Raw genomic sequence first — 26,936 nt, forward strand, 5'->3', positions numbered from 1 at the left:
GCCCTTTCCGCAACAGGACCGGATCAGATCTCCAGCTCGCGGGCGACCGCGTGCACGACCTGGGCGACCTTCTGCGCGCTGCGCTTGTCCGGGAAACGGCCGCGGCGCAGGTCGGGCTGGATCTTCGCCTCCAGCACCTTGATCATGTCTTCGATCAGGCCGTGGAGCTCCTCGGCGGGACGACGGCGCAGCTCGGCGACGGACGGCGGGGCTTCGAGCAGCTTGACGCCCATGGCCTGGGCGCCCTTACGGCTGTCGACGACGCCGAACTCGATCTTCTGCCCGCCCTTGAGCTCCGTGACACCAGCGGGGAGCGCACCCTTGGGCAGGAACACGTCGCCGCCTTCATCGCTGGTGACGAAACCGTAGCCCTTCTGCGCGTCGTACCACTTCACTCGACCCGTAGGCACCGCGGACCTCAACTCCGTTGGACAACGGGCGACCTTGCGCCGCCCAGTGGTCACAAGGCTACTGACCGCTTCGATTCCGACCAACCGCAATCCTGGCGGGGAGAAGCGGCCGAATCAGTCGAGATGATCGGCCAACCAGCCGGGGAATTCCGCGAGTCCGGTGAGCACGGTGGCCGCTCCGGCCGCGGCCAGCTCGTCCGGCGAGCAGGGTCCGGTGGCGACGGCCACACCGGGCACGCCGGCCGTGGCCGCGGCCACCATGTCGGCGGTGTGGTCGCCCACGTAGACGCGCACGTCGTGCGCGGTCAGCGCGGAGGCCTTGCCCTCGGCGAACAGGTCGCCGGCGATCTCGTCGACGGGCAGGCCGAGGTGGTCGACGTGCAGCCGGGCCAGGCGGCCGAGCTTGGATGTGACCACCACCACACGGCCACCCCGCGCGCGTACGGCCCGGAGCGCGTCCAGCGCGCCGGGCATCGGCAGGCTGGGCGTGACCGCATGGTCCGGGTAGAGCGCGCGGAACGTGGCGACCGCGTCCTCGATCGCGTCCGGCGGGAACCAGTTCGCCAGCTCGGTGCGCAGCGGCGGTCCGAGCCGGCTGACCGCGAGGTCGGCGTCGACCGGGACACCGGTGCGCGCGGTGAGCTCCCGGTAGTTGGCGGCGATGCCGGGCCGGGAGTCGATCAGCGTCATGTCCAGGTCGAAGCCGACCGTTATCACGTCAGTGCCCGGAGTCGCTGCGGTGGTAGGTCAGGCGCTCGACCGGGAGCGGGAGCGTCTGGTCGTCACCGAACGGGGAGTTGGCGCCGGGACGGTCGGAGGCGAACTCGGACACCGCGAGGTGACCGGGCTTCACCGCCTTGGACCGCACCTTCTCCTGAGGCTGGGTGGTCGCCGGCCGCTGTGCCATGTGCTGCTCCTCGCCTGTCGATATGGCCCGCGAAGATGTTCCCGCCGGGGGCCTCGTCCAGGGATCATCGTCCCATGGATCTCCCGCGCCGGGCGCGGCCGGATAGCGTTGTAGGACGATGACCACCTCACTCGCGGACCACCTGCGCTCCCGTACGGACGATGAGCTGAGCGACCTGCTGCGCCGCCGGCCGGATCTGACCGTGCCCGTTCCCGTCGACGTGTCCGCGCTCGCCGCCCGCGCGCAGTCGCGCGTGTCCACGGCGCGGGCGCTGGAGGGCCTCACCCAGTTCACGCTGCTGATCCTGGACGCGGCGCGGTTGACCCGCGACGCGGACGGCCACACCTCCGTCACCGCGATCCTGGCGATGGCGCCCAGCGTCGCCGAGGCGCGGGACGCGCTGGCCGAGCTGCGCGCGTTGTTCCTGCTCTACGGGCCGGACAACGCGCTGGAGCTGTCGCCGTCGCTGGACGACGTGTCCTCGCCCTACCCGGCGGGCCTGGGCCATCCGGCCGCGGACCTGAACCCGCGCACCGAGGCGCTGTGCGCGGACCCGGCGAGGCTGCGGCGGGCCGTGCTGGCCGCGTCGCCGGCCGCCCGCGCGGTGCTGGACCGGCTGGCCGAGGGCCCGCCGGTGGGCACCGTGTCCGCCGCCGCACTGGCCGGGGTGACGCCCGGCTCCGCGATCGGCGCCGCGGACGCGGACGCGGGCGACGACGGCGCGGACGAGCCCGGTGGCCCGGTGCGCCGGCTGGTCGAGCAGGGCCTGCTGGTGCCGGTCTCCGCGGAGACCGTGGAGCTGCCGCGGGAGATCGGCCTGCTGCTGCGGCGCGACACCGGCCCGCTCGGCGTGCTGCGGGCGCGGCCACCGGCGATCACCCCGGTCGGCCGTGACCCGAAGGCGGCGGACTCCGCGGGCGCGGGCCAGGCGATGGAGACGGTACGCCGGGTCGAGGCGCTGCTGGAGGCCGTGGCGGCCGAGCCCCCGGCCGTGCTGCGCGCCGGCGGCCTGGGCGTGCGGGAGATCCGCCGGCTGGCGAAGACCGCCGGTGTGGAGGAGGGCACGTCGATCCTGCTGCTGGAGGTGGCGTACGCGGCCGGCCTGCTCGGCGACTCCGAGGCCGCCACCGCGAAGAGCCGCCGGGTGGGTGGCCCGGCCGGTGAGCAGATCTGGCTGCCGACCGTGACGTACGACCTGTGGCGGGCCATGTCGCTGGCGCAGCGCTGGGCCTCGCTGGCCGGTTCCTGGCTGGCCATGCCCCGCCAGGTGGTCCAGCCGGGCCAGCGCGACGACCGGGACAAGCCGCTCAACGCGCTGTCGGCGGACGGCGAGCGGCCGGGCGCGCCGACGAACCGGCGCGTCGTGATGGAGGTGCTGGCCGGGCTGTCGCCGGGTGCGGCGCCGACCGGCGACGAGATCCTGTCCGTCATGGTGTGGCGCTCGCCGCGCCGCACCCGGGGCTGGGAGGGCGCGGCGCACCTGGCACTGGCCGAGGCCGCGGCGCTGGGCGTGACCGGGCTGGGCGCGCTGACCTCGTTCGGCCGGCTGCTGGTCGAGGAGGAGTCGGCCGCGACGGCCCGGGACGCCGCGATGGCGGACGATCCACTGGGCCGGCGTGCGGAGGCGGATCGGGCGCCGGGCGACCCGGAGGCGGTCCGCGCGCTGGACGGGCTGCTGCCCGCGCCGGTCGACCACGTGCTGATCCAGGCGGACCTGTCCGTGGTGGTGCCGGGCCCGCCGGAGCCGTCGATGGCCGCGGAGCTGGAGGCGGTGGCGGACCAGGAGTCGGCGGGCGGCGCGAGCGTCTACCGGCTGACCACGGCGAGCGTGCGGCGGGCGCTGGACGCGGGCTACTCCGCGGACGAGCTGCACACGCTGTTCAAGGTGCGGTCCCGGACCCCGGTGCCGCAGGCGTTGACGTACCTGGTGGACGACGTGGCGCGCAAGCACGGCGGGCTCCGGGTCGGGACGGCCGGGGCCTACCTGCGCAGTGACGACGAGTCGCTGCTGGCCGAGGCGCTGGCGGACAAGCGGCTGGCCCAGCTGGCGCTGCGGCGGCTGGCCCCGACCGTGCTGTGCAGTCCGTACGCGCCCGGCCGTCTGCTGCCCGCGCTGCGTGAGGCCGGGTACGCGCCGGTGCCGGAGGACGCGTCCGGCGCGACCGTGCTGGCCCGCCCGAAGTCGAAGCGCGCGGCGGCCCGTATCCCGCTGGGCAGCGCGCAGGCGTCGGACTCGCTGATCGCGTCCCGGCTGACCCGGCCGCGGCTGTCCGGCATCGTCGAGCAGATCCGGCGCGGTGACGCGGCGGCCCGCGCGGCCCGGCGGGCGCCGTCGACCGTGCGGGAGAGCGACGGGCAGGCACACACGCTGGCGCTGGCCGTGCTGCAGCAGGCCGTCCGGGACAAGGCGCTGGTCTGGGTGGGGTACGTGGACGCGCACGGCGCCACGGCCACCCGGCTGGTGCGCCCGGTGTCGATCGGCGCGGGTTATCTGCGCGCGGAGGACGAGCGGACCGAGATGCTGCACACGATGGCGCTGCACCGGATCACGGCCGCGGTCCTGCCGACGTGAGGCTCACCCGCCCCTGATGGAGCCGATGATCGAGAGGATCAGCAGCGCGGTGACCGCGGAGCCGAGCGACTCGCCCATGGAGTCGACCAGGCCCTGGCGCTCGATGAAGAGCCCGTACAGGAACCAGCCGATCAGCACCAGGCCGAGCACCGTGTAACCGGCCACGGTGGCCCGTGACACCTGGGATTCGTCGTCGGAAGGACGCATGCCTACCCCCGCCCGCATAGGTGAGCACCCGTATCGAGGGTGACATCTACGTGACGTACGGGACACGGTGAATTGCCCGCATGCGCTGATCGCGTGACAGACTGGATGGTCGCCTGGAGGGAGTCACGGACGTGCCTGACGGACCACTCATCGTGCAATCGGACAAGACCTTGCTGCTGGAGGTCGACCACAAGGACGCGCAGGCGTGCCGCATCGCGATCGCGCCGTTCGCCGAGCTGGAGCGGTCACCCGAGCACGTGCACACGTACCGGCTGACGCCGCTGGGCCTGTGGAACGCGCGGGCGGCCGGGCACGACGCCGAGGCGGTGGTGGACGCGCTGATCCGCTTCTCCCGCTACCCGGTGCCGCACGCGCTGCTGGTGGACGTGGCCGAGACCATGGACCGGTACGGCCGGCTCCAGCTGATGAACCACCCGCAGCACGGCCTGGTGCTGCACGCGCTGGACCGGATGGTGCTGGTCGAGGTCGCGAAGTCGAAGAAGATGGCCGGCATGCTCGGCGCCCGCGTCGACGAGGACACGATCTCGGTGCACCCGTCCGAGCGCGGGCGGCTGAAGCAGGCACTGCTCAAGCTGGGCTGGCCGGCCGAGGATCTCGCGGGTTACGTGGACGGCGAGGCGCACCAGATCGACCTCGCGCAGGACGGCTGGACGCTGCGGTCGTACCAGCGGGAGGCCGTCGACACGTTCTGGGCCGGTGGCTCCGGCGTGGTGGTGCTGCCCTGTGGCGCCGGGAAGACGCTGGTCGGCGCCGCCGCGATGGCGGAGGCGAAGGCGACCACGCTGATCCTGGTGACGAACACGGTCGCGGGCCGGCAGTGGAAGCGGGAGCTGATCGCGCGCACGTCGCTGACCGAGGAGGAGATCGGGGAGTACAGCGGCGAGCGCAAGGAGATCCGCCCGGTCACCATCGCGACGTACCAGGTGCTCACGTCCCGGCGAAACGGCGCGTTCACCCACCTGGACCTGTTCTCCGCGCGGGACTGGGGCCTGGTCGTCTACGACGAGGTGCACCTGCTCCCGGCGCCGATCTTCCGGTTCACCGCGGACCTGCAGGCGCGCCGCCGCCTCGGCCTGACCGCCACGCTGGTGCGCGAGGACGGCCGCGAGGGTGACGTGTTCTCGCTGATCGGCCCGAAGCGGTACGACGCGCCGTGGAAGGACATCGAGGCGCAGGGCTGGATCGCGCCGGCCGAGTGCGTCGAGGTGCGCGTGACGCTGACCGACGCGGAGCGGATGAGCTACGCGACCGCGGAGTCGGAGGAGCGCTACCGGATGGCCGCGACCGCGCGGACCAAGCTGCCGGTGGTGAAGGCGCTGCTGGACCGGCACCCGGACGATCAGAAGCTGGTGATCGGCGGCTACATCGACCAGCTGCACCAGCTCGGCGAGTTCCTGGACGCGCCGATCGTGCAGGGGTCCACGACGAACAAGGAGCGCGAGCGGCTGTTCGACGCGTTCCGGGCCGGCGAGATCTCCACGCTGGTGATCTCGAAGGTCGGCAATTTCTCGATCGACCTGCCGGAGGCGGCGGTGGCGATCCAGGTGTCCGGCACGTTCGGGTCGCGGCAGGAGGAGGCGCAGCGGCTGGGCCGGGTGCTGCGGCCGAAGGCGGACGGGCGGCAGGCGCACTTCTACACGGTGGTGTCCCGGGACACGATCGACACGGAGTACGCGGCTCACCGGCAGCGCTTCCTGGCCGAGCAGGGCTACGCCTACACGATCACGGACGCGGACGACATCCTCGGGCCGAAGCTGCCGGAGTTCTAGACCGGCACCGCCGGGCCGCCGGACAACAGCGGAGACAGCAGGTCCCCGTCGGACTTGAGGCGCGCCAGCACCTCCGACGGGGACAGCTGGCGCGGGTCGGACAACCCCGTGCCGATCGCCTCCACCTCGTCCCAGGTCAGCGGCGCCGAGGCGGTGGGCGAGGCCAGCGCGCGCAGCGAGTACGGCGCGACCGTGGTCTTGAACGCCGCGTTCTGACTCCAGTCGATGAAGACCTTGCCGGGGCGCAGCTGCTTCGCCATTCTGGCCGTGATCCCGCCCGGGACCAGGCGTGCGAGCTCTTCGGCGACGCGCTTCGCGTACCCACTGATGATCTCGGCGTCCTGACTGCCCGCGACCGGGCAGCACAGCTGCATGCCCTTCTTCCCGGACGTCTTCGGGTAGCAGGCGAGCCCGTCGTCCGCGAGGCGGTCGCGCATCAGGACCGCGACCGCGCAGCACTCGCGCAGGCCGGCCGGCGCGCCCGGGTCCAGGTCGACGACGAGCAGGTCCGGGTCGGCGCCGAGCCGCCACTGCGGCGTGTGCAGTTCGAGCGAGGCGATGTTGGCGACCCAGACCAGCGTGGGCAGGTCGTCCACGATCACGAAGTCGATGTTCTCCCGGTTCAGCGTGGAGCCCGGCACCGGCAGCGTCTCGGTGTGCACCCACGACGGCGTACCCCCGGGCTTGTTCTTCTCGAAGAAGAACTGGCCGTCGACGCCGTTCGGGTAGCGGATCCGGGTGAGCGGGCGGCCGCGCAGGTGCGGGAGCATCGCCGGCGCCACCCGCGTGTAGTAGTCGATCACCTCGGCCTTGGTAAAGCCGGCGGACGGGTAGAGCACCTTGTCGAGGTTGGAGAGCTCCACCTCGCGCCCCTCCACCTCGACCGTCATGCGACTAGGCATCGTCGGCCACCTCTCCGGGCGATTTATCCGGACGTAAACGCAAATATCGTGGGAAACGCAGGCGGCCTTCGGGCGTGCGCTGGCCGTACTTGACCTCGACCACGTGCACCGGGTCCACCCAGATCGCGCCGCGGGCATCCTCGCGGGGCAGCAACGCGAACGGCGATCTGTCCGTCACGTGCGGCGCGAGCAGGGAGAGCAGCGTGTTCTCCGTCGACGCGCTGATCCCGCCGCCGACCCGCCCGCAGTACCGCAGCGCGCCGTCCGGCTGCGGCACCCCGACCAGCAGACCGCCGATCCGGCGCACGCCCGGACGCCACCCGCCGATCACGAAGTCCCCGGTCAGGTCCATCTTGATCTTGATCCAGTCCGGCGAGCGCACGCCCGGCCGGTAGGCGGAGTCCAGCCGCTTCGCGACCACGCCCTCCAGGCTGTTCTCCTCCGCGGCCCGCTGCGTGCCGGGACCGTCCAGGAACATCGGCGACAGATTCCAGCGCGGGCCGTCCGTGAGGACCGACTCCAGCAGCGCACGGCGGTCCGCGTAGGGCTTCTGCATCAGATCCACGCCGTCCAGCCGCAGCAGGTCGAAGACCAGGTAGGTCACCGGGCGGGTCACCGCCAGCTGGGCCGCGCGGGCCTTGTTGCGCACGTGCATGCGCTCCGCGAGCAGCGCGAACGACGGCCGGCCCCCGTGCAGCACCACGATCTCGCCGTCCAGCAGCGCGTCGTCCAGCAGTCCGCCGAGCGGGGTCAGCTCCGGGTAGGCGACCGTGATGTCCGCGCCGGACCGCGCGGCCAGACGCAGTGCACCGCCGGCGGCGTCGGCGAGCGCGCGGACGCCGTCCCACTTGAACTCGTACGCCCAGCCGGCTCCGAGGGGCAGTTCGCCCGACGTGGCCAGCATCGGACGAGGCCCGGCCGGCATTCAGTCAGCCTAGAACGGTTTCCAAAACCTCGCGCGATGTTCGCATCAGTGCGATCCTCGTAGATACCGGGCCAAAGGTCGGGCGGGGGTTCCGGCTGGTAGAGGCGGTTCGAGGCGCCTCGCGCGGGTAGGGAGCGGACCATGCGGGCAATCTGGAAGGGTGCCGTCTCGTTCGGCCTGGTGTCGATCGCGGTGCGGCTCTTCTCGGCCACCGAGGAAAAGGACATCCGGTTCCATCAGGTGCACCGGGACGACGGCGGGCGGATCAAGTACAAGCGCGTCTGCTCCGTGGACGGCGAAGAGGTCCAGTTCGACGACATCGCCAAGGGCTACGACATCGGCGGCGGCGAGATGGTCATCCTGACCGACGACGACTTCGCGGACCTGCCGCTCTCCACGTCGCGCGCGATCGAGGTGCTGGAGTTCGTGCCGGCCGACCAGGTCGACGCGATCCTCTACAACAAGTCGTACTACCTGGAGCCGGACGGCACCGCCACCAAGCCCTACGTGCTGCTCCGCGAAGCGCTTGGCGACGCGGACCGGGTGGCGATCGTCAAGGTCGCGCTGCGCCAGCGGGAACAGCTGGCCACGCTGCGCGTCCACGACGACGTGCTGCTGCTCAACACCATGCTCTGGCCCGACGAGGTGCGCAAACCCGGCTTCGGCTTCCTGGACGACGACATCGAGGTCCGTCCCGCCGAGCTGGCCATGGCCTCCTCGCTGATCGACTCGATGGCCGCGGACTTCGACCCTAAGGCCTACAGCGACAACTACCGGGCGGCGTTGCAGGAGGTCATCAACGCCAAGGTCGAGGGCCGCGAGGTGGTCGCGCCGGAGGAGGAAGAGGAGGCCGCGCCCGCCGCCACGGACCTGATGGCGGCCCTGCGCGCCTCGGTCGAGCGCGCCCGCGCCGCCCGCGGAGAAGAACCACCCCACAAATCCGGCGACGGTACGAAAGAGTCCCCCGACGCGACGACGCATGCACCCGGCTCGGCGAAGAAGGCGGCGGCCGGGAAGACCGACGACGCCCCCGCCAAGCGGGCGCCGGCGAAGAAGGCGGCCGCGCCCGCGAAGAAGGCAGCCGCCACCACCACCGCGAAGAAGACCACGGCGGCGAAGAGCACTGCGGCGGCCAAGAAGGCCACGGGCACGAAGAGCACGGCCGCTGCGAAGAGCACGGCGAAGAAGGCGTCCTGACGGCCGTACCGGCGAAGGGTCTGTGATCTTCTAGGCGGGCTGCGGGAACGTGATCCGGATGTCGGTGCCCTTGCCGGACTCGCTCTCCAGGGAGATCTTCGCCGCGTGGGCGTCGAGGATGACCTTGGTGACGGAGAGGCCCAGGCCCGCGCCGGCCGACTCGCTGTCGCGCGCCGCCTCGCCCCGGAAGAACCGCTCGAACAGCATCGGCTGCTCGTGCACCGGAATGCCGATGCCGGTGTCCCGGATCCGCAACTCGGGCACGTCGCCGTCGCAGACCTCGACCGTCACCTCTCCCCCGGCCGGCGTGAACTTGACCGCGTTCGAGAGCAGGTGGCCCAGCGCCTCGCCGAGCCGTGCGCCGTCCGCGCTGACCCGCACCTCGTCCAGCCGCGCGGTCCGCACCGTGATGCCCTTCGCGGCCGCGGCCGGCACCGCGGAGGCGACCGCGGCCGTGGCCACCGACGCCAGCTCCACCTCGCCGCGCCGCAGGTCCAGCGCGGTTCCGCCGACGCCGCCGACCTGGGACAGCAGCATCACGTCGTCGACCATGCGCAGCAGCCGCCGCGAGTTACGGTCGATCGCGCTCAGGAAGCGGTCCATCTGGTGCCTCGACAGGTCGTCGCTGTCGATCAGCACCTCCAGGTAGCCGCGGACCGAGGAGAGCGGCGTGCGGACCTCGTGCGTCATCAGCGCCACGAAGTCGTCCTTCATCCTGTCGGCCAGCTCCAGGCGTACCCGGGCCTCCTCCAGCTCGCGCAGTTCCCGGCGCAGGGCGAGGTGGCGGGACGCCTGCCGGGCCAGCGCCTCCAGCATCTCCAGCTGATCGTCGCCGAGCATGCGTGGCTGGTCGTCCAGCACGCACAGCGCGCCGAGCACCTGCCCGCCCACGGTCAGCGGCACGCCGGCGTAGAAGCGCAGGTGCGGGCCGCCCACGACCAGCGGGTGCGCGGCGAAGCGCGGGTCACGGGTGGCGTCCGGCACGACGACGGGCGCGTGCGAGGCGATCACGTGGTCGCAGACCGAGGCGGTCCGGGGCAGGTTCGCGCCGCGCGGCAGGCCGAACGCGGCCATGCACCACTCGCGGTCCGCGTCGACCAGCATCAGCGAGCTCATCGGCACACCGCAGACGTGCGCGGCGACGCGCACCAGATCGTCCAGCTCCGGCTCGGCAGGCGCATCGAGCACACCCAGATCCCGCAGGGTACGCACGCGCGCGTCATCGGCCGCGGCGGTCTTCGTCGCGCTCTTCGTCGGGGAGGCAGCCTGCATCTGAAGGTGGGTCCCGTCCGTGGGTAGGTAGCCGGCAGCGCCGCGGTTCCGTCCGGGCGCCCTGTCGACCTGTCCCATCGGCTGCCCGGCCGGACGGTTGAGCGAACGGGCGGGTTGGCTCTGGACGCCACCACCCACGGCACCGGCAGGGAGGAGCGCCAGCGACGACCGGTGCCCGCGGGAGCAACGCTGCCGGACCACCGCGAAGTGGGAAAACGATCTTTTGTTCGAAGGGTTTTATCGGTTTTCTGCGGCTTTGGCCCAGTCCTCGTCGGCGGTGCGTTTGCGTTCGAGGCCGTCACGGCCGTCGTAGCGGAGGAACGTGGGGAGCGCGGCGGCCAGCGCGATCGTGCCGAGCACGCACAGGACGCCGCCGGAGACGATCGAGCCGCCGACGCCGGTGAACTTCGCGACCAGGCCGGCACGGGTGCCGCCGAGCAGCGGACCGACCGAGTAGGAGATCATCTCGATCCCGGCCAGGCGTCCGCGCAGGTGGTCGGGGATGGTCTGGTTCCAGATCGTGGCCCGGAACAGGCCGGAGATCATGTCGGCCGCGCCCGCGAACGCCAGGCACGCCACCACCAGCCAGAGTGAGTTCGCCAGGCCGGCGCCGATGATGCCGAGGCCCCAGCCGCCGGCCGCGAGCACCACCATCAGGCCGTGCCGGTGCACCCTGCCCACCCAGGCGGAGGTGAGCGTGGCGATCATCGAGCCGATCGCGGGTGCGGCGTAGAGCAGGCCGAGCACCTCCGGGCCGCCGAGGTCGTTCGCGATGAACGGGTAGAGCGCGGACGGCATGCCGAAGAACATCGCGTTGATGTCGACCAGGTACGTGCCGAGCAACTCCGGGCGGCTGCGCGCGTAGCGCAGGCCGTCGACCACGGACCTGATCGACGGGCGGTCCGCGGCCGGCGGCGGGGGCACGGCCTTGACCAGCCACAGGCAGACCAGCGAGACCACGAACGTGGCCAGGTCGAACGCGTACACCCAGTGCAGGTCCACGGTCGCGATCAGGACGCCGGCCAGGCCGGGGCCGGCGAGCTGGCGCACCTGGGCGCTGAGCGAGTTCAGCGCGGTGGCCGCGGCGATCTTCTCCAGCGGCACCACGCGCGGGATCAGACCCTCCATGGCCGGCCGCTGGATGCCCTCGAACGCCGCGGTCAGGCCCGCGACCAGGAAGAGCACCCACAGGTGCGCCTCGGCCCGCAGCGAGTTGGCCAGCAGCAGCAACGCCAGCGCGGAGAGCGCGACCTCGCCGATCAGCACCAGTTTGCGCCGGTCGACGTAGTCGGCGAGCGCGCCGCCGACGAACGACATCACGATCAGCGGCACCAGCTCGCAGAGGCCGAGCAGCCCGACCAGCAGCGGATCGTTCGTGATCTGCGCGACCTGCCACGGGATCGTGACGAAGCTGATGAACGACCCGAAGCCGGACACCGTGGCGCCGGTGAAGATCAGCCGGAAGTCACGCGAGATCCGCAGCGGGGACAGGTCCATCACGTTCCGGCATCATGCCGGAACCTGGCCGGCGCGGCACCTCTATTTCAGGACGAACCGCCCGGTGCTCTCGAACTCGACCAGGTCATCGACGGTACGGGTAACGGTGCCGGGGATCGGGAACGGCGGGTCGGCGAGGTCCACCCACGCCGCGTCCAGGCTCTCGTCCGTCACGCGCTGCAGTTCCCCGTCCCACTCGTCCACCCGGAAGCCGGCGACCATGTGCTGGTACGTGTGCCCCCACATGTTCGTGAACGTGTAGTCCGGGCCGGAGTACAACGCGTACGGCGTGACCACGCGCGCGTCGAGCCCGGTCTCCTCCTGCACCTCACGAATCGCGCACTGCTCGATCGACTCGCCCAGCTCCATCGCGCCGGCCGGCAGCGCCCAGTGCCCGTTGTCCGACCGCTGGATCAGCAGCACCCGGCCCTGATCGTCGCGCAGCACCGCACGCGCGGCGATGAACATCAGGACCCGGTCGCCGGCCAGCTCACGAATCTGGCCCATGTACGAGTCCGCCCACGGAATGCTGACCATGACCGCAGTTTTTCACAGCCGCCGAAACCTTTCGCACTGTGACCCCGGCCACATAGTTTGTTACGTATGCGTAGCACGATGATGGACGCCCCGTTGCTCGTCTCCCGCCTCCTCGAGCACGGCAGCACCGTGCACGGGACCGCCGACGTCGCCACCTGGACCGGCGCCGGCTCACGCCGGATGACCTACGCCCAGGTGGGTACGGAGGCCGCCCGCCTGGCCCACGCGCTGCGCGACGAGCTCGGCGTCACCGGCGACCAGCGCGTGGGCACGTTCATGTGGAACAACGCGGAGCACCTGGTGGCGTATTTTGCGGTCCCGAGCATGGGCGCGGTCCTGCACACACTCAACCTGCGGCTCTTCCCGGAGCAGTTGACGTACATCATCAACCACGCCGAGGACCGGGTGATCCTGGTCGACGAGACGCTGGTGCCGCTGCTGGCGCGCGTGCTGCCGTCGCTGACGACGGTCGAGCACGTGGTCGTCAACGGGTCGGCCGACGGGGTGCCGGCCGGGCCGTATCAGGTGCACTCCTGGTCTTCGCTCCTGGAGGGGCGGCCTTCCTCCTACGAGTGGCCTTCGCCGGACGAGCATGACGCGGCCGCGCTCTGCTACACGTCCGGGACCACCGGCAACCCGAAGGGCGTGGCCTACTCGCACCGGTCCATCTGGCTGCACTCCATGCAGGTCTGCACGCCGGAGGGCTTCGGCCTCACCTCACGGGACCGGTACCTCGCGATCGTGCCGATGTTCCACGCCATGTCCTGGGGGCTGCCGTACGCGGCGTTCATGTCCGGCGCGTCGCTGATCATGCCGGACCGGTTCATGGCCGGCGCCGCGATCGCGTCGATGATCGAGGTGGAACGGCCGACCAAGGCCGCGGCCGTGCCCACGATCTGGACCGGCCTGCTCACCCACCTGGACGCTCACCCGTCGGACACCTCCTCGCTGACCGAGGTGATCGTGGGCGGCTCCGCCTGCCCGCCCGCGCTCATGCACGCGTTCCAGGAGCGGTACGGCATCGCGATCGTGCACGCCTGGGGCATGACCGAGATGTCACCGCTCGGCTCCGTGTCCCGCCCGCCGGCCAGCGCCACCGGCGACGACGAGTGGGCGTACCGGTACTCGCAGGGCAGGGTGCCGGCCGGCGTCGCGGCCCGGATCGTCGGGCCGCTCGGCGAGGTCATGCCGGCCGACGGCGCCGCGGTCGGCGAGCTGGAGGTGCGCGGCCCGTGGGTCACCGCCGGCTACTTCAGCGACGACGAGACCGACCCGGAGAAGTTCCGGGACGGCTGGCTGCGCACCGGCGACGTCGGCACGCTCTCCGCGGACGGCTTCCTCACGCTCACCGACCGCGCCAAGGACGTGATCAAGTCCGGCGGTGAGTGGATCTCCTCCGTCGAGCTGGAGAACCTGCTCATGGCCCACCCCGCGGTCCTGGAGGCGTGCGTGGTGGGCGTACCGGACGACCGCTGGGGAGAGCGGCCGTTCGCGACGGTGGTGCTGCGCGAGGGCGTGTCCGTCTCCGCCGCGGAGCTGCGGGACTTCCTGTCCGAGCGGGTGGCGAAGTGGCAGCTGCCGGAGCGGTGGGCGTTCATCCCTGCGGTGCCGAAGACCTCGGTCGGCAAGTTCGACAAGAAGCAGGTGCGCTCGTCGTACGCGGCGGGGGATCTTTCTGTTCTTGAACTGTCCTAGGCGTGCTGTCGCACGTGCGGGCCGTCCGCGATCGCCTCGACCATCTTCTCGCAGAAGGCCGGGAGGTCGTCCGGCTTCCGGCTGGTCACCAGCCCGTTGTCGACGAAGACCTCCTCGTCGACCCAGGTCGCGCCCGCGTTCGCCAGATCGGTGCGCAGGCTCGGCCAGGACGTCAGCGTGCGCCCGTCCACCACGCCGGCCTCGACCAGCGTCCACGGCCCGTGACAGATCGCGGCCACCGGCTTGTGCGCGTCGAAGAACGACCGCACGAACCGGACCGCGTCCGGATCCGTCCGCAGGAAGTCCGGGTTCGCGACGCCGCCGGGCAGCACCAGCGCGTCGTACTCGCGCTCGCTGACCTCCGCCACCACCTTGTCCACCGGGTACGTCTCGGACCTGTCCATGTGCTCCATCGCCTGGACCTCACCCGCCCTGATCGACACCAGCTCCACCGTCCCGCCCGCGTCGATCACCGCCTGCCTCGGCTGGGTGTACTCGACCTCTTCGAACCCGTCGGCCGCCAGAAACGCGACCCGCTTCCCCTCCAGCACCGCACCCATGTCCCGTTCGCTTCCTTCCCGGTGTTCCGTTCTTCCCTCCACCCCGGTTCCCGACCCGCCCGCGCCGAAACCCGGCACCCTCGTGACCTGCCGCAACGCGCCGAGGGGGATTCGGGTGGAGGGCCGTCCGGCGCGTGACGTATATTGTGTGGGCGTTGCCGCCTTAGCTCAGTCGGTAGAGCGTGTTACTCGTAATAACAAGGTCGACGGTTCGATTCCGTCAGGCGGCTCGGTAACGTAAAGCCCCTGCTCACCTCGGTGAGCAGGGGCTTCGTCGTTTCGTCAGCTGACTCTGCGGCGGTAGACCGCCCAGGCGCCGGTCCAGGTTCCGAGGTCGTGCACCCATCGCTCGGTGCGCTGCCGGGCCTTCCCCGCCCACTTCGCGGCGTTCCTCGACGCGAACTCGTCCAACGCCTCCCGGTCGGCAGGCCACGTGGGGAACTGTGCCAGCCAGCTCTCCGCCTGCGCGGCCGTGTGGCCGCCACCGATGAGCCACTGGACCAGCAGGGCCAGCTCCACCCAGGGTGCCGCCCTGGTCGTGTACGCCCAGTCGACGATCCGCAGGCCGTCCGCGGTCACCAGCAGATTGGCCGGGTTGAGATCAGAGTGGACGAGCGTCTCGCCGTCCATCGCGGGGTGGAAGAACCCGAGCCTGCCGTTGGCGCCGTACCAGGAGCCGTCCGGCGCGGGCGTCCCCTGGAGCTCGTGCAGCGCCTGCGCGAGCAGGCCGAGGTCGGGGCTGCCGGGCGACAGGTCGGGGTGGGCGCCGTCCAGGTGCTCCGTCCCCACCACCAACCAGCCGTCCGCCTCGTAAGACCATCTGATCGCGGGCGGGTAGCGAAGGACCTTCGCGACCGCCTCGTTCGCCGCCAGCTCGTAGCGCAGCGATCGGACGCCCGGGTCCGAGGAGGCCGCCTTGACGAAAACCTTCCCGTCCGGCCCCGTCACGGTCGCTGCGATCTCCGCATGATCTCCGTCCGGAGCAGGTGCCACGCCGTAGCGGCCGGCCATCAGTTCGGCGATCTTCGCGGTGACGGCTTCAGGCAGAACGTCCCAGTCACTGCGCACGTGCTCACTCCTCGGTCAGGCGGTACGCGCCCACGGCCCGTCCACAGCAGAAAGTGCAACTCACCTTCTGCAACGAGCAGGGTCAAGGCCTCGTCCAGACGTGTGCAGTCATCGTCGCCACCGCACCCTGAGCCGCACGAGTCGCCTGCGGCATGCGAGTCGATGACGATCTGGGCTGCCAGTTGCGCCCACTCCCCGGCGCGCTGTACGAGAGAAGCACGTCTCATCGCCAGGGCATCGGTCATGGCATCGCTGGCCGGCACGGTGTGTCGTCGTGATGAAGATCGTGAAGCCCCAGAACGCCGCCCGCCTGCCCACCGAGCCGCAGCTGATGAACGAGTACTCCGTCTCCCGCAACACCGTGCGCCTCGCCACCGGTCTACTCGTCAACGAGGGCCTGGTCGAGAGCGTGCCCGGCCGGTCAGGCGGCATGGTGGTGCGCGCGGCGCTCATGCTCACCTACCACGCCTCCCGCGCGGAGATGGAGCCCGGCTTCTGGCCCGAGTCGGATGCATGGTTCGGCGAGGTTCAGGCACAGGGCTACGAACCGTCGCAGCGCTTCGAGATGCGAATCGCCGAGCTGCCGGCCGAGCTGGCGGAGCGCCTCGGCGTCGAGGCGGATTCACCGGCCGGGCTCCGGCGATGCATCCGCCTCGTCAACGGCAAGCCCAGCTCGCTGCAGGACACCTGGTACCCGATGGACCTCTGTGAGCAGGTGCCCGAACTCCTGTCGCCGCGGGACGTCCCGCAGGGCACGACCCGGCTTCTCGCTGACCGTGGCTTTCCTCAGCCGGCCGTCGAGGACGACCTGGTCGCGATGATGCCCACGCCTGAGCACGTACAGCTGCTCGGCCTCGCGGTCGGCACGCCCGTCCTGGCGTTCACCAGGACCGGCTTCTCGCCGGACAGACCGGTTCGAGTCTCGGTCACGATCTTCGCCGGCCACCTCAACCGCGTGGTCTACACGCTCGGAGATCCGGCCGTCATCGCTCGGCACCGGGAGGAGCGGTGATCATCACGCGCGCGGCGCTCTCGGACGTCGACACGATCATGTCGTGGCGCCGGGAGCGCACCGCATGGCTCGCCACCCGCGGCGAGGACCAGTGGTCCATCCCGCTCCCTCGCTCCGCCGTGGCGGCCACAGTGTCGGCCGGGCAGACCTGGATGGTCTGGGACGACCACGTGGCGACAGGCACGATCACCCTGGCCGCAGCCACCGACGCCGACGGGCTCTGGAAGCCGGCGCACGACGCGCCAGACGCGCTCTGGCATCCAGGGGACGATCCGGCGGACGCGCTCTACGCGGCGAAGATGATCCCGCTGGTGCACTCTGGCGACGGACTCGGGGGCGAGTTGCTCGACTGGGCCGGCGGCCGTGCGTACGCAGCCGGACTCACATGGCTCCGTTTGGACGCCTGGACGACGAACGAGAAGCTCCACGACTACTACCGGCAGCTCGGCTTCCGGCACGTCCGGACCGTGGAGTCGCGGATCAGTGGTGCCTGCTTCCAGCGCGCCGCCCAGCCGTATGACGGTCGGCTCAAGACCGATGGCGGATAGCCGAAGCCTCGACGGATCACAGGTAGCTGAAGGATTTCACGGCGGCCGGAAGCCGCGCCTCGCCGCGGGACCGGGGCGGCGGTGGGGTTTCGGGAGTACGGCGGGACCGGCTCCGATCGGGGGTCGGAAGCGGAGCGCCAGCGGAGTCTTCCGGTCACCGGAGGTTGGCCCGCGGGAGCATGCGGATCGCCACCACGCTGGAAGCGGGAAAATCGGGTCTGGGGTCGTCCCCAGGAAAGCGCAGGCGTATGCGTGGCGTGTCACACCGAGACCGGCGTTTTGGTGTATTGAGGGGCGGGTAGCACCCGGGCGACGACGCGTTGACCGATTCGGGAGTGGGTGACGATCGTGGAAAGCCGGTTGAAAGTCTCGGGGAACCCGGTCCACCTGATGCTCTTCATGCTGCCGATGGGGCTGTTCGTGACCGCGGTCATCTTCGATCTGTTCCACCTGATGGGCGGTCCGGCGCTGCTGGCGATGGCCGGGTACTGGCAGGTGGTCGGCGGGTTGTTCGGCGCGGGAATCGCGGGGCTGGCCGGAATTCTCGATCTGCTGTTCCTGCAGGCGGGCACGCGGGCGCGGCGGTTCGCCATCGCGCACGGGCTGATCAACGGCGGCGTGCTGGCGATGTTCGCGGTGATCTGGCTGGTGCGCGTCGGTGATCCGGCACGGGCGGCGGGGCCGGGTGTGCTGATCTTCGAGGTGCTGGCGCTGGTGCTCGGCGGGCTCGCGGCGTGGCTGGCGGGTGAGCTGGTGGACGGCGTGCCGGCCGAGGGCGAGGCACAGCCGGTGACGTTGCGCGGCCGCACGGTGCGGGCGCTCGGTGCGCTGGTGAGTGTTCGGTGACCGATTGAACATCGGCCGGTGTTCGATGCTCTCCGGGCCGGATAGGTTCTGATACGTGAGCGTCGATCCCACTGAGGTGCCGGCGGAGGCGCAGCCTCGCATCCGGCCACGTCCCGCGTCCCTCGATCCGCGTGAGCTCGGTTTCACGCCGCAGCCGCCGGTGCCGTGGCTTGCGCCGTTGCTGCTGATCAACGCGGGTTTGCGCACCCTGCTGGCGTTCCTCTTCGGGGCCTATCTGGACAAGCGCGAGCTGCAGATCGCGCTCGGCCCGGTGCCTGATCACGACCACAGCGCCGGCGACGAGTTGTGGCTGGATTATGTGGCCGACCTGGGTGACGGGTTCGATTCGACCTATTCGATCGCCTACCTGCTGGCCCAGCCGCAGTTGCAGCCGGATGGGGTGGATCGGCCGCTGCCGCGCGGGCAACTGCTGGTGATGGGCGGCGATCAGGTCTACCCGACGGCCAGCGGCGAGGCGTATGAGAACCGGTCGAAGGGCCCGTACGAGGCCGCGATGCCGGTCGCGCCGCGCGAGGGTCCGCAGCCGACGCTGTTCGCGGTGCCGGGCAATCATGACTGGTATGACGGGCTCACCGCGTTCCTGCGGCTCTTCGCGCGGAAGCGGAACGCGGAGTTCGGCGGGTGGCGGACGGAGCAGCGCCGCTCCTACTTCGCTGTCAAGCTGCCGCACGGCTGGTGGCTGCTGGGGCTGGACGAGCAGGCCGGCTCCTACATCGACGATCCGCAGCTCGAATACTTCCAGGAGATCGCGACGCGCATCCACCCGGACGATCGGATCATCCTGGCGGTGCCGGCGCCGACCTGGGTGAAGGCCGCCGACCGGCCCGGCGCCTACGACTCCGTCGACTACTTCGTCCGCAAGGTGCTGGCGCCGACCGGCGCGCAGGTGCGCCTGATGCTCAGCGGCGACCTGCACCACTACGCGCGCTACTCCGGCGAGGACCGCGAGCTGATCACGTGCGGTGGCGGCGGCGCCTACCTGGTCGCCACGCACCGGCTGCCGGAGACGATCACGGTGCCGCCGCGCGACACGCTGGTCCGGCACGCGAGCAAGCCCCGCGACTATGCGATCAAGGGGCGTTTCCCGACGGTGAAGGAGTCCCGGGCGTATACCTGGAGCATCTTCTGGCGTCTGCCGCACCGCAATCCGGGCTTCGCCACGTTCATCGGCATCATCCACACCATGCTCATGCTGACCATGAGCGGCGCCGTGCGCGGTGAGGAGCAGTCGCCACAGCTCCTGACGCTCCCGCTCGGCCTGATGCTCGTCTTCATCCTCGGCGCCACGATCGCGTTCTCGAAACCCCCCAAGATCGGCCTGAGGGGGTACGCGAAGCACTGGCTGATCGGCATAGCGCACGGCCTGGCGCACGTGGCGCTGGGCGCGCTCGGCACCTGGGCCTGGCTGGCCAGCCCGCTCTCCGGCTGGGAGTGGCAGGTCGTCACCGCTGCCGTCATCTACGGACCGGTCGCCGGCTTCCTGGGCACCGAGCTGCTGGCGCTCTACCTGGTCATCGCCGGCTTCTTCACGGTCAACGTGAACGAGCTCTTCGCCGGCCAGAGCATCGACGACTCGAAGTCCTTCCTCCGCCTGCACATCGGCCGCGACGGCACGCTGACCGTCTATCCCATCGCGCTGCGCAAGGTGAACCGCCGCTGGTCGGCGGCGCCGGACGCGCCCGAGGACTCGCCCTGGATCGAGCCCGGCACCCCGCTGCGCCCCCACCTGGCCGAGGAGTCGCCGATCACGATCTAACCCTGGGGGTACGTCGCGTCGTGCGCCTGACGCGGCCCGCACACGGAGGCACGTGAGCAGGAGCAGCGCGAGCCGTCCGAGTCCAGCCGGACGACGACCTCGTCCCGGGGGACGCTGTGGCCGACGACCTTGCCGTCGCCCTGGTCGGTGGTGACGCGGGAGCCGACCGCGGGCGCGCTGGCCTGAAACTTCTGGTACAGCGGATGTTCGTACTTGAGGCAGCACATCAGGCGGCCGCACGCGCCGGAGATGCGCAGCGGGTTGAGTGGCAGCTCCTGGTCCTTCGCCATCCGGATGGTCACCGGCTCGAAGTCGGTCAGGAACGTGGCGCAGCACAGGTCACGCCCGCACGAGCCGATGCCGCCCTGCACGCGCGCGGAGTCTCGGGCCGACAGTTGCCGCAGCTCGACGCGGCAGTGCAGCGTGGCGCCGAGGTCACGCACCAGCGAGCGGAAGTCGACGCGGTGCGGCGCCGTGAAGTAGATCGTGGTCCGCGCGCCACCGTTCCCGCCGGTCGACTCGAGCACGTGGTCGATCGCCACGACCTTCATCGGCAGGTTGTGCTCGCGGATCAGCCGCTTCGCCGCGACCTTGGCCTCGGCCTTGCGTCGCCGCTGATTCTCGTCGCGCTCAAGATCCTGCGCGGTGGCCAGGCCGGCCAGACGGGGGAAGCCGTCCGTCTCCTCGGTCACCCATTGAGCGGCCCAGACGCACTCGGCAACCTCCGGCCCATCGTCCGTGGGCACCAGCACCTTATCGCCCACGACGGGCCGCAAATCGCCCGGATCCAGGTAATACAGGCGCCCATAACGGTTGAAACTTACCGCGCACAGCATCCCCATCCCCTCACCCTACGTCGTGAGCCGACCATCGGGCAGTGCCCAATCTCGCGTCGATTTGTCCCAGTCGATACGTTCGGCCATCGTTCGGCGTCCGTCCAGCCAGGACAGTGCTGGTGCCCGTGACCACTCTGCCGCCGCGGAGTTGAACAGACGTTCACAGGACCTGCGGGGGGTGCAGGAAACGGCGGCGGTGTCGCGGCCGGAGCGGCCGCTGGCACCAGCCACCCCGCCCCGCGACACCGTCGCCTCCCTCTAGCATTTGTCCCGTGCCGGACATCGACCTCGACAGACCTCCCGCGCCTCACCGTGCCGCGGCGTCTCGCGGGGGTCCGCGGCTCACGTTGCTGATCGCGCTCGCACTTTTGGCCGGCCACCTCCCCGCCGTGCAGCCCTCGCCGGCAACGCCGTGGTCCTGTGAGACCCCGATGCCGCTTCCGCCCGGCACGCAGGGCGCATTCGTCATGATCGACGTGAGGACGGGCGCGGTGACCTGTCAAGGCTGAGAGCCTCGACCGACCTCCGCAGTACGGTCGACACCTCAGGGTCAAAATTCCCACGCTCGCCGAGGTCGAGATCCACACGGTCCCGTTGCCCCATGTCTTGTCATGCCTGGCACAAGGACTGGCCGCCCGATGCCCGAAATATCGACATATAAATACTTTCGTCGATGGCAGTGCCTCCGCCGAGATGCCGAGGTCTCGGGATTCACCATCCGTATGCGGACCGGGCACGATGAACGCCCGTTTTGTGGCTCTTGCGGCGCGACATGGCGGCAATCACCGCCCCTGATCGTGGGCGTATGTACGTTTTCCACGGTCTCAGGCACGTGAAGCGTGGAAAACGTACATACGGCCATGATCAACGAAGGTCACGCTCTGCGTGTGGGCGCCTTAGTGTGAAATTTCGGGCGCGGAGCGCCCGCTTGATCGTGGCGGGTCCGGACCTCGACGCCGAAAGGTCAGTAATACCGGCGCGGGACCGGAGGCGCGAGACGCGGCATGCGCAGCGACGGGGACCGCGTAGGGATTCCGGAACCACGGCAGGACCGAAGGCGCGAGACGCGGCATGCGCAGCGACACCCGCAGAGCGGGAAGATCGGGATCTGGATCTTGGGTCTTCTCGGACCCGGCGCGGGCGATCGAGGGCCGAAGGTGGGGGGTCAGGAGGGTTCGGAGGTGAGGGTCTGGCCGTTGACGTGGGTGAAGGCGGCGGCGATGAGGTCGCGGAGGGTCTCGCTGTCCACGTCGGCCAGACGCTTGATGTAGAGGCAGGACTTGCCGAGGGAGTGGGGGCCGAGGCGGGCCAGGAGGGTGTCGTAGCCGGGGAAGCCGGGCATCAGGTAGAACGTGAGCGCGGCGCGGCGGGGCGAGAAGGCGACGGCGGGCCAGTCGCCGCTGCGGCCGGAGGCGTATTCGTAGCGGTAGGCGCCGAAGCCGACGATGCTGGCGCCCCACATGGCCGGGTCGGCGCCGGTGACGTCGGCCATCAGCGCGCAGGCGGTCTCCGCGTCCTCGCGGCGGCGGGCGTCGGTGACGGAGGCCAGGAAGTCGGGCACGCTCGCCTGGTTCTGCACGGTCTTCGGCATGGGACCACGCTAGGCCGCGGGAGGGTGGTCTGTCGCACGGACGCGCGAACTCAGTATCGGGTGCGCAGCACGCCGCTGTCCGGCATGGACGGGGGCTCGTCGCCGGGGTCGTGGTAGCCGATGCCGGCGAGCCTGGTGTTCCACGCCGCGTGCAGTGAGTCGCCGGCGTCCAGGATGTCCGCGATCACGGACAGCACGCGGGCGGCGATCTCCGCGGCGGCGGTGGCCACCTCGAGCTCGCCGTCGGGTGACGGGGCGACCAGCGTGACGGCCTCGGCGGAGGCGAGGGACGCGGCGAGGACCGAGGCGAGCGCGGTACGGGACGTGGCGATCCAGGCGTCGAGCGCGGCCGTGTAGTCCGCGGTGGCCTGGAGGTGGCCGGCCATGCTGGCGGCGCTGCCGGCCAGGTGGTCGGCGAGGCCGGCCCGGTAGCGCTCGTAGGCTTGCGCGCCCGCGCCCTCCCAGTCGCGGGGTGTGCCGATGGCGGTGCGGGCGTCCGCGTACTCCCGGCTGATCTGGCGCAGGGACGCGCCGGCGGCGAGCAGTGGGGCGGGGCGCAGCGCGGTGATCGCCTCGACGGACGGGAGCGTGAGCGCGCCGAGGCGGCGCAGGAGCGGCCAGAGGCGGTGCTCGGTGGGGGCGCCGTGCGTGTGGAGGGCGTCGTCGACGCGTTGCAGCAGGTCCGCGGCGGGTTCGGACAGGGCGTCCAGTTGGTCCATGTCAGGAAACGCCTCGGGACATCGACGGGAAGTGGTCGGCCTCGGCGTAGGCGGATGCGGCGATGCGCAGTGATTCGGCGGCGCCGGCGAGGCGGGCGGCGGTGGACGCGGCCTCACGGGCGTGGCCCTCCACCACGCGGGTCCACTGGGTGCTCAGCGAGCGGTGCAGCTCGCCGAGGCGGCCGGGGGCGTTCTGGCCGATCCAGGTGGCGGTCTCCAGGTCGACGAGCTTGCGGTACGCCGAGTCGAGGGTCGAGGCGGCGTCGTCGAGCCGGTCCGCGGCCTCGTGCATGCTCTCCATCGTTGGCTCCTCAGTCGGTCAGGGACGGGTAGTCCGCGAAGACCTCGGCGCGGAGCTTCTCCCGGGCCCAGCGCGCGGCCTCGCTCGCGCCGGTGACCGCGTCGGTGAGCGCCGCGGACAGGTCCCGGTTGGTGCGGCCGTGCAGTGCGCCGAGCACCCGCACGTCCGTGATGGCGCCGGCGGCGGTGACGTCGACCTCCACCGTGCCGTCCGAGGAGCGGACGGTCACCGCGACCGCCTGTGCGGCCCGGTCAAAGTCGGCCTGCGCGGTCTGGATCCGCCGATAGCGCGCGATGGCCTCGTCAACCCATGCCTCGTCGATTTCGCGGGGCATTCACGGCTCCCTCACCGTCTGTGTGCCCTCCGTTACGGGTGAGCACACTACCGCCGAACGGCCGCCGATGTAATCCCCATCCCTCCTGGACTAGCGCAGACTGAAAATCCCATCGCATCGAAAACCATACATGGCTCAACCGCGCCAGAGGGACAGCATCATCGCCTCGACCGCGATCCTCGGTTTGACGTTCAGCGTGATGGCCTCGCGGCAGCCGAGCACCGCCTCCAGCCGGCGCAGCGTGCTCTCCGCGGTCCACTTCCCGGCCGCGGCCTTCGCGTTCGCCGCGGTGTCGCCGTGCACCGGCCGGACCGGTGCGCCGAACTGCACGGCCAGCACGTCGCGGTAGAAGCCGGCCAGGTCGACCAGCGCGCGGTCCAGCGCGTCGCGCTGCGCGCGGGTGGCCCGGGACTTCTGCCGTTTCTCCAGGTCCTTGAGCTGGCCGGCCGCGCCGCGCATCGCCCCGGCCGCGCCCCGGCCGGTGCCACCGGCGCCGAGCGCGCGCTCCAGGTCGGCGCGCTCGCCGCTGTCCATCTCCGCGACCAGCGCGGCCGCCTCCGCCTCCGCGGACTCGATCAGCGCGGACGCGGCGTCGAAGCAGGCACCCACGCTGGTCAGCTTGCGCGGCACGGTGAGCACGGCCTCGCGGCGTTTGCGCACCTCCGGGTCGCCGGCCAGCCGCCGGGCCAGCTCCACGTCGCCCTGCGCGGCCGCGGCGGCCCAGGCGGCCACGTCCGGCGCGACGCCTTGGCCCTCGGCGAGCGCGGCGGCCAGCGCCTCCGGCCGGGCCTGGACCAGCGGCACGACGCGGCAGCGGGAGCGGATGGTCACCGAGATGTCGTCCGGGTGGGTGGACGGCGTGCAGAGCAGGAAGACCGTGCGTGGGGAGGGCTCCTCGATCGCCTTGAGCAGCGCGTTTCCGGCGCCCTCGGTGAGCCGGTCCGCGTCCGAGACCACGACCACCTGCCACCGGCCGCCGGACGGGGCCGTGCCGGCGCGCATCACCAGCGCCCGCATGTCCGCGACCGCGATGGAGAGGCCCTCCGGCACGACCATCCGCACGTCCGCGTTGCTGCCGGTCAGCGTGGTGTGGCAGCCGGGACACTCGCCGCAGCCGGTGCCGGTGCGGCACTGCAGCGCGGCCGCGAACGCGCGTGCGGCCTCCAGTCGGCCGGAGCCGGGCGGGCCGGTGACGATCCAGGCGTGGGTCATCGCGCCGGTACGGGCACCGGACTGCGCGTTCTCCTCCGTGCCCAGGCCCCGGCCGGCCTTGACCAGCGCGTCCGCCTCCGCGGCCGCGCGCCGGAACGTCACGGTGGCCGCCTCCTGGCCGACCAGCGCCGCGAAGACGTCCATCAGGCCGCCGTCCTCTCCAGATCGTCGGATTCGTGGGTCAGGCTCAGCACCCGGGCCGCGACGTCGCCGGCGAGCTCGTCCGGCGTGCGGGACGCGTCCAGCACCAGGTAGCGGCGCGGGTCGGCGGCGGCGAGGTCGAGAAAGGCGTACCGCACGCGCTCGTGGAACGCCATCGCCTCGCTCTCCAGCCGGTCCGCGCCCTCGCCGCGGCCGACCGCACGGGCCAGGCCGACGGCCGGGTCCACGTCGAGCAGCACCACCAGGTCCGGCTTGAGGCCGCCGGTCGCCCAGGAGGACAACCAGGAGATCTCCTCGACCGGGAGGGTACGGCCGGCGCCCTGGTACGCCAGCGACGAGTCGATGTAGCGGTCGCTGATCACCACCTCACCGCGGCGCAGCGCCGGCCGGACCACGGTGGCGACGTGGTGGGCGCGGTCGGCCGCGTAGAGCAGCGCCTCCGCGCGCGGGGACGGCGGCGAACTGTGCAGCACCAGGTTGCGGATCTCCGCGCCGATCTCGGTGGCGCCGGGCTCGCGCGTGACCACCACGGTCCGCCCGTGCCCGCGCAACGCCTCGGCGAGCTGCTTGACCTGGGTGGACTTGCCCGCGCCCTCGCCGCCCTCGAAGACCACGAAGAGCCCGGCCGCGTCGCGCGGCTCGGAGGCGGAGAGCGGGCGCCCGCGCATCGAGCCCCACAGGTCCGCCAGCACGGGTACGCCGCGCTTGTCGTCCATCTGCCGGAACGCGCTGATCCCGGCCACGATGCCGACCGCGCCCGCGATCAGCAGCAGCGCGCGGGTGGAGGAGAACGAGACGCTGACGCCCGCGATGTCCACCCGGCGGGAGCCGCCCGCGCCCACGATCACGCCGGAGAGCGCGATCGCCAGCATCAGGATCATGCGGGTGCCGGTGTTGACCACGGCGAAGACGCGGCCGCGCACGTCGTCGCCGATCTCGCCGCCGAGCAGCGTGGTGCCGGCCAGGAACGCCATGCCCGCGCCCGCGCCGACCATGAGCGCGCCGAGAATGGCCATGGCCAGGTGGATGGCGAACGCCAGGAACATCACGGACCCGGCGGCCAGCACGATGCTCATGCCGAACCAGCGGCGCCGGGACAGGTCGCGGATGATCACCGGGCCGAGGCCGATGCCCGCGCCGAGGCCGATGAAGAGCGTGCCGAAGAGCAGGTAGAACGCGGCGTCGCCGGCGCCGAGCGAGGCGGTGAAGAACCGGGCGGTGCCGATCACGATTCCGCCGCCGCCGAACGCGCCGAGGATGCCGAGCACCAGGCCGCGGACCATCGGGGTCTTGCCGACGTACTTCCAGCCGTCCACGAACTGGCCGAACATTCCCTGCTCGCGGACCCCCTCGCGGCGGTCGGCGCGGCCGCTGATCTCCTTGATGCCGAAGAAGACCACGATCGCGATGGCGAGCCGGGTGAACGCGTTGAAGTAGAGCGCCACCTGGGCCGGCTCGCCCCACGACGGCGGCGGCGGGACGATGCCGGAGCGGACGAACGCGTCCAGCCCGGAGAGGCTGAGCGCGGCGATCACCGGGGTGATCCCGTAGGTGGTGATCAGTGACAGCTGGTTGGAGATCTCCAGGCGGGCGCGGGGAATCAGGTTCGGCACCGCGGCTTCCTTCGCCGGGATCCAGATCAGCGTGATCGACTCGATCAGGAACGTGGCGATCGCGGCCCAGGTGACGATCACGCCGGCGTTGTCCACGATCAGCGCGGTGACCGGGATGGAGAGGAAGAGCAGGAAGCGGAGGATGTCGCAGACCACCATGGTGAGGCGGCGGTCGAAACGGTCGGCCAGCACGCCGGCCACCGGGCCGAGCACCAGCGCCGGGAGCAGCCGCACCGCGATCGTGGAGCCGAACACCAGGCCCTTCGCGGCCGAGCCGGTGACCTGCGCGGATGCGAAGATGGCGGTGGCCAGCAGGCCGAGCCAGTCGCCGAGGGAGGCGAAGGCGAGCACGATCCACAGCCGCCGGAACGGCCGGATGCGCATGACCGAGCGGAGCGCTTTCATCCCGGACAGGTCGACCTGTCCGCCAGCTTGATTCTCGATGG

General features: G+C 71.3%; 26 protein-coding genes and 1 tRNA gene. 9 read left to right on the plus strand and 18 right to left on the minus strand.

Annotated features, from left to right (window positions below; genetic code table 11):
• Window positions 1-23 precede the first annotated feature (23 nt).
• From OP04_RS09510 to OP04_RS09520, 3 genes are all read right to left on the minus strand, one after another.
• Window positions 24-410 (minus strand): cold-shock protein, encoded by a 387-nt coding sequence (locus tag OP04_RS09510; protein WP_033339187.1) that lies wholly within the window; start codon window positions 408-410, stop codon window positions 24-26.
• A 114-nt stretch (window positions 411-524) separates the two neighbouring features.
• The gene (locus OP04_RS09515) at window positions 525-1,127 is read right to left on the minus strand and encodes an HAD family hydrolase (protein WP_269746673.1); all 603 of its coding nucleotides are present in this window, start codon (window positions 1,125-1,127) and stop codon (window positions 525-527) included.
• 1 nt (window position 1,128) lies between these two features.
• Complete coding sequence (locus tag OP04_RS09520; protein WP_033339188.1) at window positions 1,129-1,317, minus strand: hypothetical protein; 189 nt, start codon at window positions 1,315-1,317, stop codon at window positions 1,129-1,131.
• 118 nt (window positions 1,318-1,435) lie between these two features.
• Here OP04_RS09520 and OP04_RS09525 point away from each other — a divergent pair, with 118 nt between their 5' ends.
• Window positions 1,436-3,889 (plus strand): helicase-associated domain-containing protein, encoded by a 2,454-nt coding sequence (locus tag OP04_RS09525; protein ID WP_033339189.1) that lies wholly within the window; start codon window positions 1,436-1,438, stop codon window positions 3,887-3,889.
• A 3-nt stretch (window positions 3,890-3,892) separates the two neighbouring features.
• On the opposite strand, the gene OP04_RS09530 is transcribed toward OP04_RS09525, so the two are convergent.
• Window positions 3,893-4,096 carry a hypothetical protein gene (locus OP04_RS09530; RefSeq protein WP_033339190.1) on the minus strand — a complete coding sequence of 68 codons (204 nt, stop codon included), beginning with the start codon at window positions 4,094-4,096 and terminating at the stop codon, window positions 3,893-3,895.
• Window positions 4,097-4,227: 131 nt separating this feature from the next.
• Here OP04_RS09530 and OP04_RS09535 point away from each other — a divergent pair, with 131 nt between their 5' ends.
• A complete protein-coding gene (locus OP04_RS09535; protein WP_033339191.1) occupies window positions 4,228-5,886 on the plus strand; it encodes a DNA repair helicase XPB in 1,659 nt (552 codons plus the stop codon).
• Here the strand turns inward: OP04_RS09535 and ligD (OP04_RS09540) are convergent.
• Window positions 5,883-6,788, minus strand: a complete 906-nt coding sequence (gene ligD, locus OP04_RS09540) for a non-homologous end-joining DNA ligase (protein ID WP_033339192.1) — start codon at window positions 6,786-6,788, stop codon at window positions 5,883-5,885. The genes OP04_RS09535 and ligD (OP04_RS09540) overlap by 4 nt on opposite strands.
• On the minus strand, window positions 6,781-7,713 hold the full coding sequence (ligD, locus tag OP04_RS09545; RefSeq protein WP_033339193.1) for a non-homologous end-joining DNA ligase: 933 nt from the start codon (window positions 7,711-7,713) through the stop codon (window positions 6,781-6,783). Before ligD (OP04_RS09545) ends, ligD (OP04_RS09540) begins: the two co-directional genes overlap by 8 nt.
• A 141-nt stretch (window positions 7,714-7,854) precedes the next feature.
• Here ligD (OP04_RS09545) and ku point away from each other — a divergent pair, with 141 nt between their 5' ends.
• The gene (gene ku / locus OP04_RS09550; RefSeq protein ID WP_033339194.1) at window positions 7,855-8,910 is read left to right on the plus strand and encodes a non-homologous end joining protein Ku; all 1,056 of its coding nucleotides are present in this window, start codon (window positions 7,855-7,857) and stop codon (window positions 8,908-8,910) included.
• A 30-nt stretch (window positions 8,911-8,940) separates the two neighbouring features.
• On the opposite strand, the gene OP04_RS09555 is transcribed toward ku, so the two are convergent.
• The 3 genes from OP04_RS09555 to OP04_RS09565 form a co-directional block, all read right to left on the minus strand.
• Entirely contained in the window at window positions 8,941-10,182 is a 1,242-nt protein-coding gene (locus OP04_RS09555) for a GAF domain-containing sensor histidine kinase (protein WP_033339195.1), read from the minus strand.
• 237 nt (window positions 10,183-10,419) lie between these two features.
• Window positions 10,420-11,679, minus strand: a complete 1,260-nt coding sequence (locus tag OP04_RS09560) for an MFS transporter (RefSeq protein WP_051797355.1) — start codon at window positions 11,677-11,679, stop codon at window positions 10,420-10,422.
• 42 nt (window positions 11,680-11,721) lie between these two features.
• Window positions 11,722-12,216, minus strand: coding sequence for an NUDIX domain-containing protein (locus tag OP04_RS09565; RefSeq protein ID WP_033339196.1), 495 nt, complete (start codon window positions 12,214-12,216; stop codon window positions 11,722-11,724).
• 66 nt (window positions 12,217-12,282) lie between these two features.
• On the opposite strand from OP04_RS09565, the gene OP04_RS09570 reads away from it, so the two are divergent.
• Complete coding sequence (locus OP04_RS09570; RefSeq protein WP_033339197.1) at window positions 12,283-13,911, plus strand: fatty acid--CoA ligase; 1,629 nt, start codon at window positions 12,283-12,285, stop codon at window positions 13,909-13,911.
• Here OP04_RS09570 and OP04_RS09575 read toward each other — a convergent pair.
• Window positions 13,908-14,471, minus strand: a complete 564-nt coding sequence (locus OP04_RS09575) for a type 1 glutamine amidotransferase domain-containing protein (RefSeq protein WP_033339198.1) — start codon at window positions 14,469-14,471, stop codon at window positions 13,908-13,910. The genes OP04_RS09570 and OP04_RS09575 overlap by 4 nt on opposite strands.
• A 157-nt stretch (window positions 14,472-14,628) precedes the next feature.
• On the opposite strand from OP04_RS09575, the gene OP04_RS09580 reads away from it, so the two are divergent.
• A tRNA-Thr gene (locus OP04_RS09580) sits at window positions 14,629-14,701 on the plus strand.
• A 52-nt stretch (window positions 14,702-14,753) separates the two neighbouring features.
• Here OP04_RS09580 and OP04_RS09585 read toward each other — a convergent pair.
• On the minus strand, window positions 14,754-15,539 hold the full coding sequence (locus tag OP04_RS09585; protein ID WP_033339199.1) for a phosphotransferase: 786 nt from the start codon (window positions 15,537-15,539) through the stop codon (window positions 14,754-14,756).
• A 277-nt stretch (window positions 15,540-15,816) separates the two neighbouring features.
• On the opposite strand from OP04_RS09585, the gene OP04_RS09590 reads away from it, so the two are divergent.
• The 4 genes from OP04_RS09590 (at window position 15,817) to OP04_RS09605 (ending at window position 19,722) form a co-directional block, all read left to right on the plus strand.
• Complete coding sequence (locus tag OP04_RS09590; RefSeq protein ID WP_033339200.1) at window positions 15,817-16,551, plus strand: GntR family transcriptional regulator; 735 nt, start codon at window positions 15,817-15,819, stop codon at window positions 16,549-16,551.
• On the plus strand, window positions 16,548-17,099 hold the full coding sequence (locus OP04_RS09595) for a GNAT family N-acetyltransferase (RefSeq protein ID WP_033339201.1): 552 nt from the start codon (window positions 16,548-16,550) through the stop codon (window positions 17,097-17,099). Before OP04_RS09590 ends, OP04_RS09595 begins: the two co-directional genes overlap by 4 nt.
• A gap of 339 nt (window positions 17,100-17,438) precedes the next feature.
• On the plus strand, window positions 17,439-17,945 hold the full coding sequence (locus OP04_RS09600) for a DUF2231 domain-containing protein (RefSeq protein WP_051797357.1): 507 nt from the start codon (window positions 17,439-17,441) through the stop codon (window positions 17,943-17,945).
• A 55-nt stretch (window positions 17,946-18,000) separates the two neighbouring features.
• A complete protein-coding gene (locus OP04_RS09605) occupies window positions 18,001-19,722 on the plus strand; it encodes a metallophosphoesterase family protein (RefSeq protein ID WP_033339202.1) in 1,722 nt (573 codons plus the stop codon).
• On the opposite strand, the gene OP04_RS09610 is transcribed toward OP04_RS09605, so the two are convergent.
• The 7 genes from OP04_RS09610 to tmk form a co-directional block, all read right to left on the minus strand.
• Window positions 19,719-20,564, minus strand: coding sequence for a PSP1 domain-containing protein (locus tag OP04_RS09610; RefSeq protein ID WP_033339203.1), 846 nt, complete (start codon window positions 20,562-20,564; stop codon window positions 19,719-19,721). The two genes, OP04_RS09605 and OP04_RS09610, sit on opposite strands and share 4 nt — an antisense overlap.
• 1,159 nt (window positions 20,565-21,723) lie before the next feature.
• Entirely contained in the window at window positions 21,724-22,149 is a 426-nt protein-coding gene (locus tag OP04_RS09615) for a DUF1801 domain-containing protein (RefSeq protein WP_033339204.1), read from the minus strand.
• A 50-nt stretch (window positions 22,150-22,199) separates the two neighbouring features.
• Window positions 22,200-22,868: a hypothetical protein gene (locus tag OP04_RS09620; RefSeq protein WP_051797359.1), complete on the minus strand. Its 669-nt coding sequence runs from the start codon at window positions 22,866-22,868 to the stop codon at window positions 22,200-22,202.
• A 1-nt stretch (window position 22,869) separates the two neighbouring features.
• Complete coding sequence (locus OP04_RS09625) at window positions 22,870-23,169, minus strand: hypothetical protein (protein WP_033339205.1); 300 nt, start codon at window positions 23,167-23,169, stop codon at window positions 22,870-22,872.
• Between the two features lie 10 nt (window positions 23,170-23,179).
• Window positions 23,180-23,503, minus strand: a complete 324-nt coding sequence (locus OP04_RS09630) for a YbaB/EbfC family nucleoid-associated protein (RefSeq protein ID WP_033339206.1) — start codon at window positions 23,501-23,503, stop codon at window positions 23,180-23,182.
• Between the two features lie 135 nt (window positions 23,504-23,638).
• The gene (locus OP04_RS09635) at window positions 23,639-24,862 is read right to left on the minus strand and encodes a DNA polymerase III subunit delta' (RefSeq protein WP_033339207.1); all 1,224 of its coding nucleotides are present in this window, start codon (window positions 24,860-24,862) and stop codon (window positions 23,639-23,641) included.
• Complete coding sequence (gene tmk / locus OP04_RS09640) at window positions 24,859-26,895, minus strand: dTMP kinase (protein WP_085066337.1); 2,037 nt, start codon at window positions 26,893-26,895, stop codon at window positions 24,859-24,861. Before tmk ends, OP04_RS09635 begins: the two co-directional genes overlap by 4 nt.
• Window positions 26,896-26,936: the final 41 nt, after the last annotated feature.

Source organism: Catenuloplanes japonicus, from assembly GCF_000717135.1.
Lineage (GTDB): Bacteria > Actinomycetota > Actinomycetes > Mycobacteriales > Micromonosporaceae > Catenuloplanes > Catenuloplanes japonicus.

Excerpts from the sequence above, each read along its gene's own strand:
- OP04_RS09520 (WP_033339188.1), bottom strand. The coding sequence starts at position 1,317 with ATGGCACAGCGGCCGGCGACCACCCAGCCTCAGGAGAAGGTGCGGTCC.
- OP04_RS09525 (WP_033339189.1), top strand. The coding sequence starts at position 1,436 with ATGACCACCTCACTCGCGGACCACCTGCGCTCCCGTACGGACGATGAG.
- OP04_RS09530 (WP_033339190.1), bottom strand. The coding sequence starts at position 4,096 with ATGCGTCCTTCCGACGACGAATCCCAGGTGTCACGGGCCACCGTGGCC.
- ligD (WP_033339192.1), bottom strand. The coding sequence starts at position 6,788 with ATGCCTAGTCGCATGACGGTCGAGGTGGAGGGGCGCGAGGTGGAGCTC.
- ligD (WP_033339193.1), bottom strand. The coding sequence starts at position 7,713 with ATGCCGGCCGGGCCTCGTCCGATGCTGGCCACGTCGGGCGAACTGCCC.
- ku (WP_033339194.1), top strand. The coding sequence starts at position 7,855 with ATGCGGGCAATCTGGAAGGGTGCCGTCTCGTTCGGCCTGGTGTCGATC.
- OP04_RS09555 (WP_033339195.1), bottom strand. The coding sequence starts at position 10,182 with ATGCAGGCTGCCTCCCCGACGAAGAGCGCGACGAAGACCGCCGCGGCC.
- OP04_RS09560 (WP_051797355.1), bottom strand. The coding sequence starts at position 11,679 with ATGGACCTGTCCCCGCTGCGGATCTCGCGTGACTTCCGGCTGATCTTC.
- OP04_RS09565 (WP_033339196.1), bottom strand. The coding sequence starts at position 12,216 with ATGGTCAGCATTCCGTGGGCGGACTCGTACATGGGCCAGATTCGTGAG.
- OP04_RS09570 (WP_033339197.1), top strand. The coding sequence starts at position 12,283 with ATGCGTAGCACGATGATGGACGCCCCGTTGCTCGTCTCCCGCCTCCTC.
- OP04_RS09575 (WP_033339198.1), bottom strand. The coding sequence starts at position 14,471 with ATGGGTGCGGTGCTGGAGGGGAAGCGGGTCGCGTTTCTGGCGGCCGAC.
- OP04_RS09590 (WP_033339200.1), top strand. The coding sequence starts at position 15,817 with ATGAAGATCGTGAAGCCCCAGAACGCCGCCCGCCTGCCCACCGAGCCG.
- OP04_RS09610 (WP_033339203.1), bottom strand. The coding sequence starts at position 20,564 with ATGGGGATGCTGTGCGCGGTAAGTTTCAACCGTTATGGGCGCCTGTAT.
- OP04_RS09615 (WP_033339204.1), bottom strand. The coding sequence starts at position 22,149 with ATGCCGAAGACCGTGCAGAACCAGGCGAGCGTGCCCGACTTCCTGGCC.
- OP04_RS09620 (WP_051797359.1), bottom strand. The coding sequence starts at position 22,868 with ATGGACCAACTGGACGCCCTGTCCGAACCCGCCGCGGACCTGCTGCAA.
- OP04_RS09625 (WP_033339205.1), bottom strand. The coding sequence starts at position 23,169 with ATGGAGAGCATGCACGAGGCCGCGGACCGGCTCGACGACGCCGCCTCG.
- OP04_RS09630 (WP_033339206.1), bottom strand. The coding sequence starts at position 23,503 with ATGCCCCGCGAAATCGACGAGGCATGGGTTGACGAGGCCATCGCGCGC.
- tmk (WP_085066337.1), bottom strand. The coding sequence starts at position 26,895 with ATGAAAGCGCTCCGCTCGGTCATGCGCATCCGGCCGTTCCGGCGGCTG.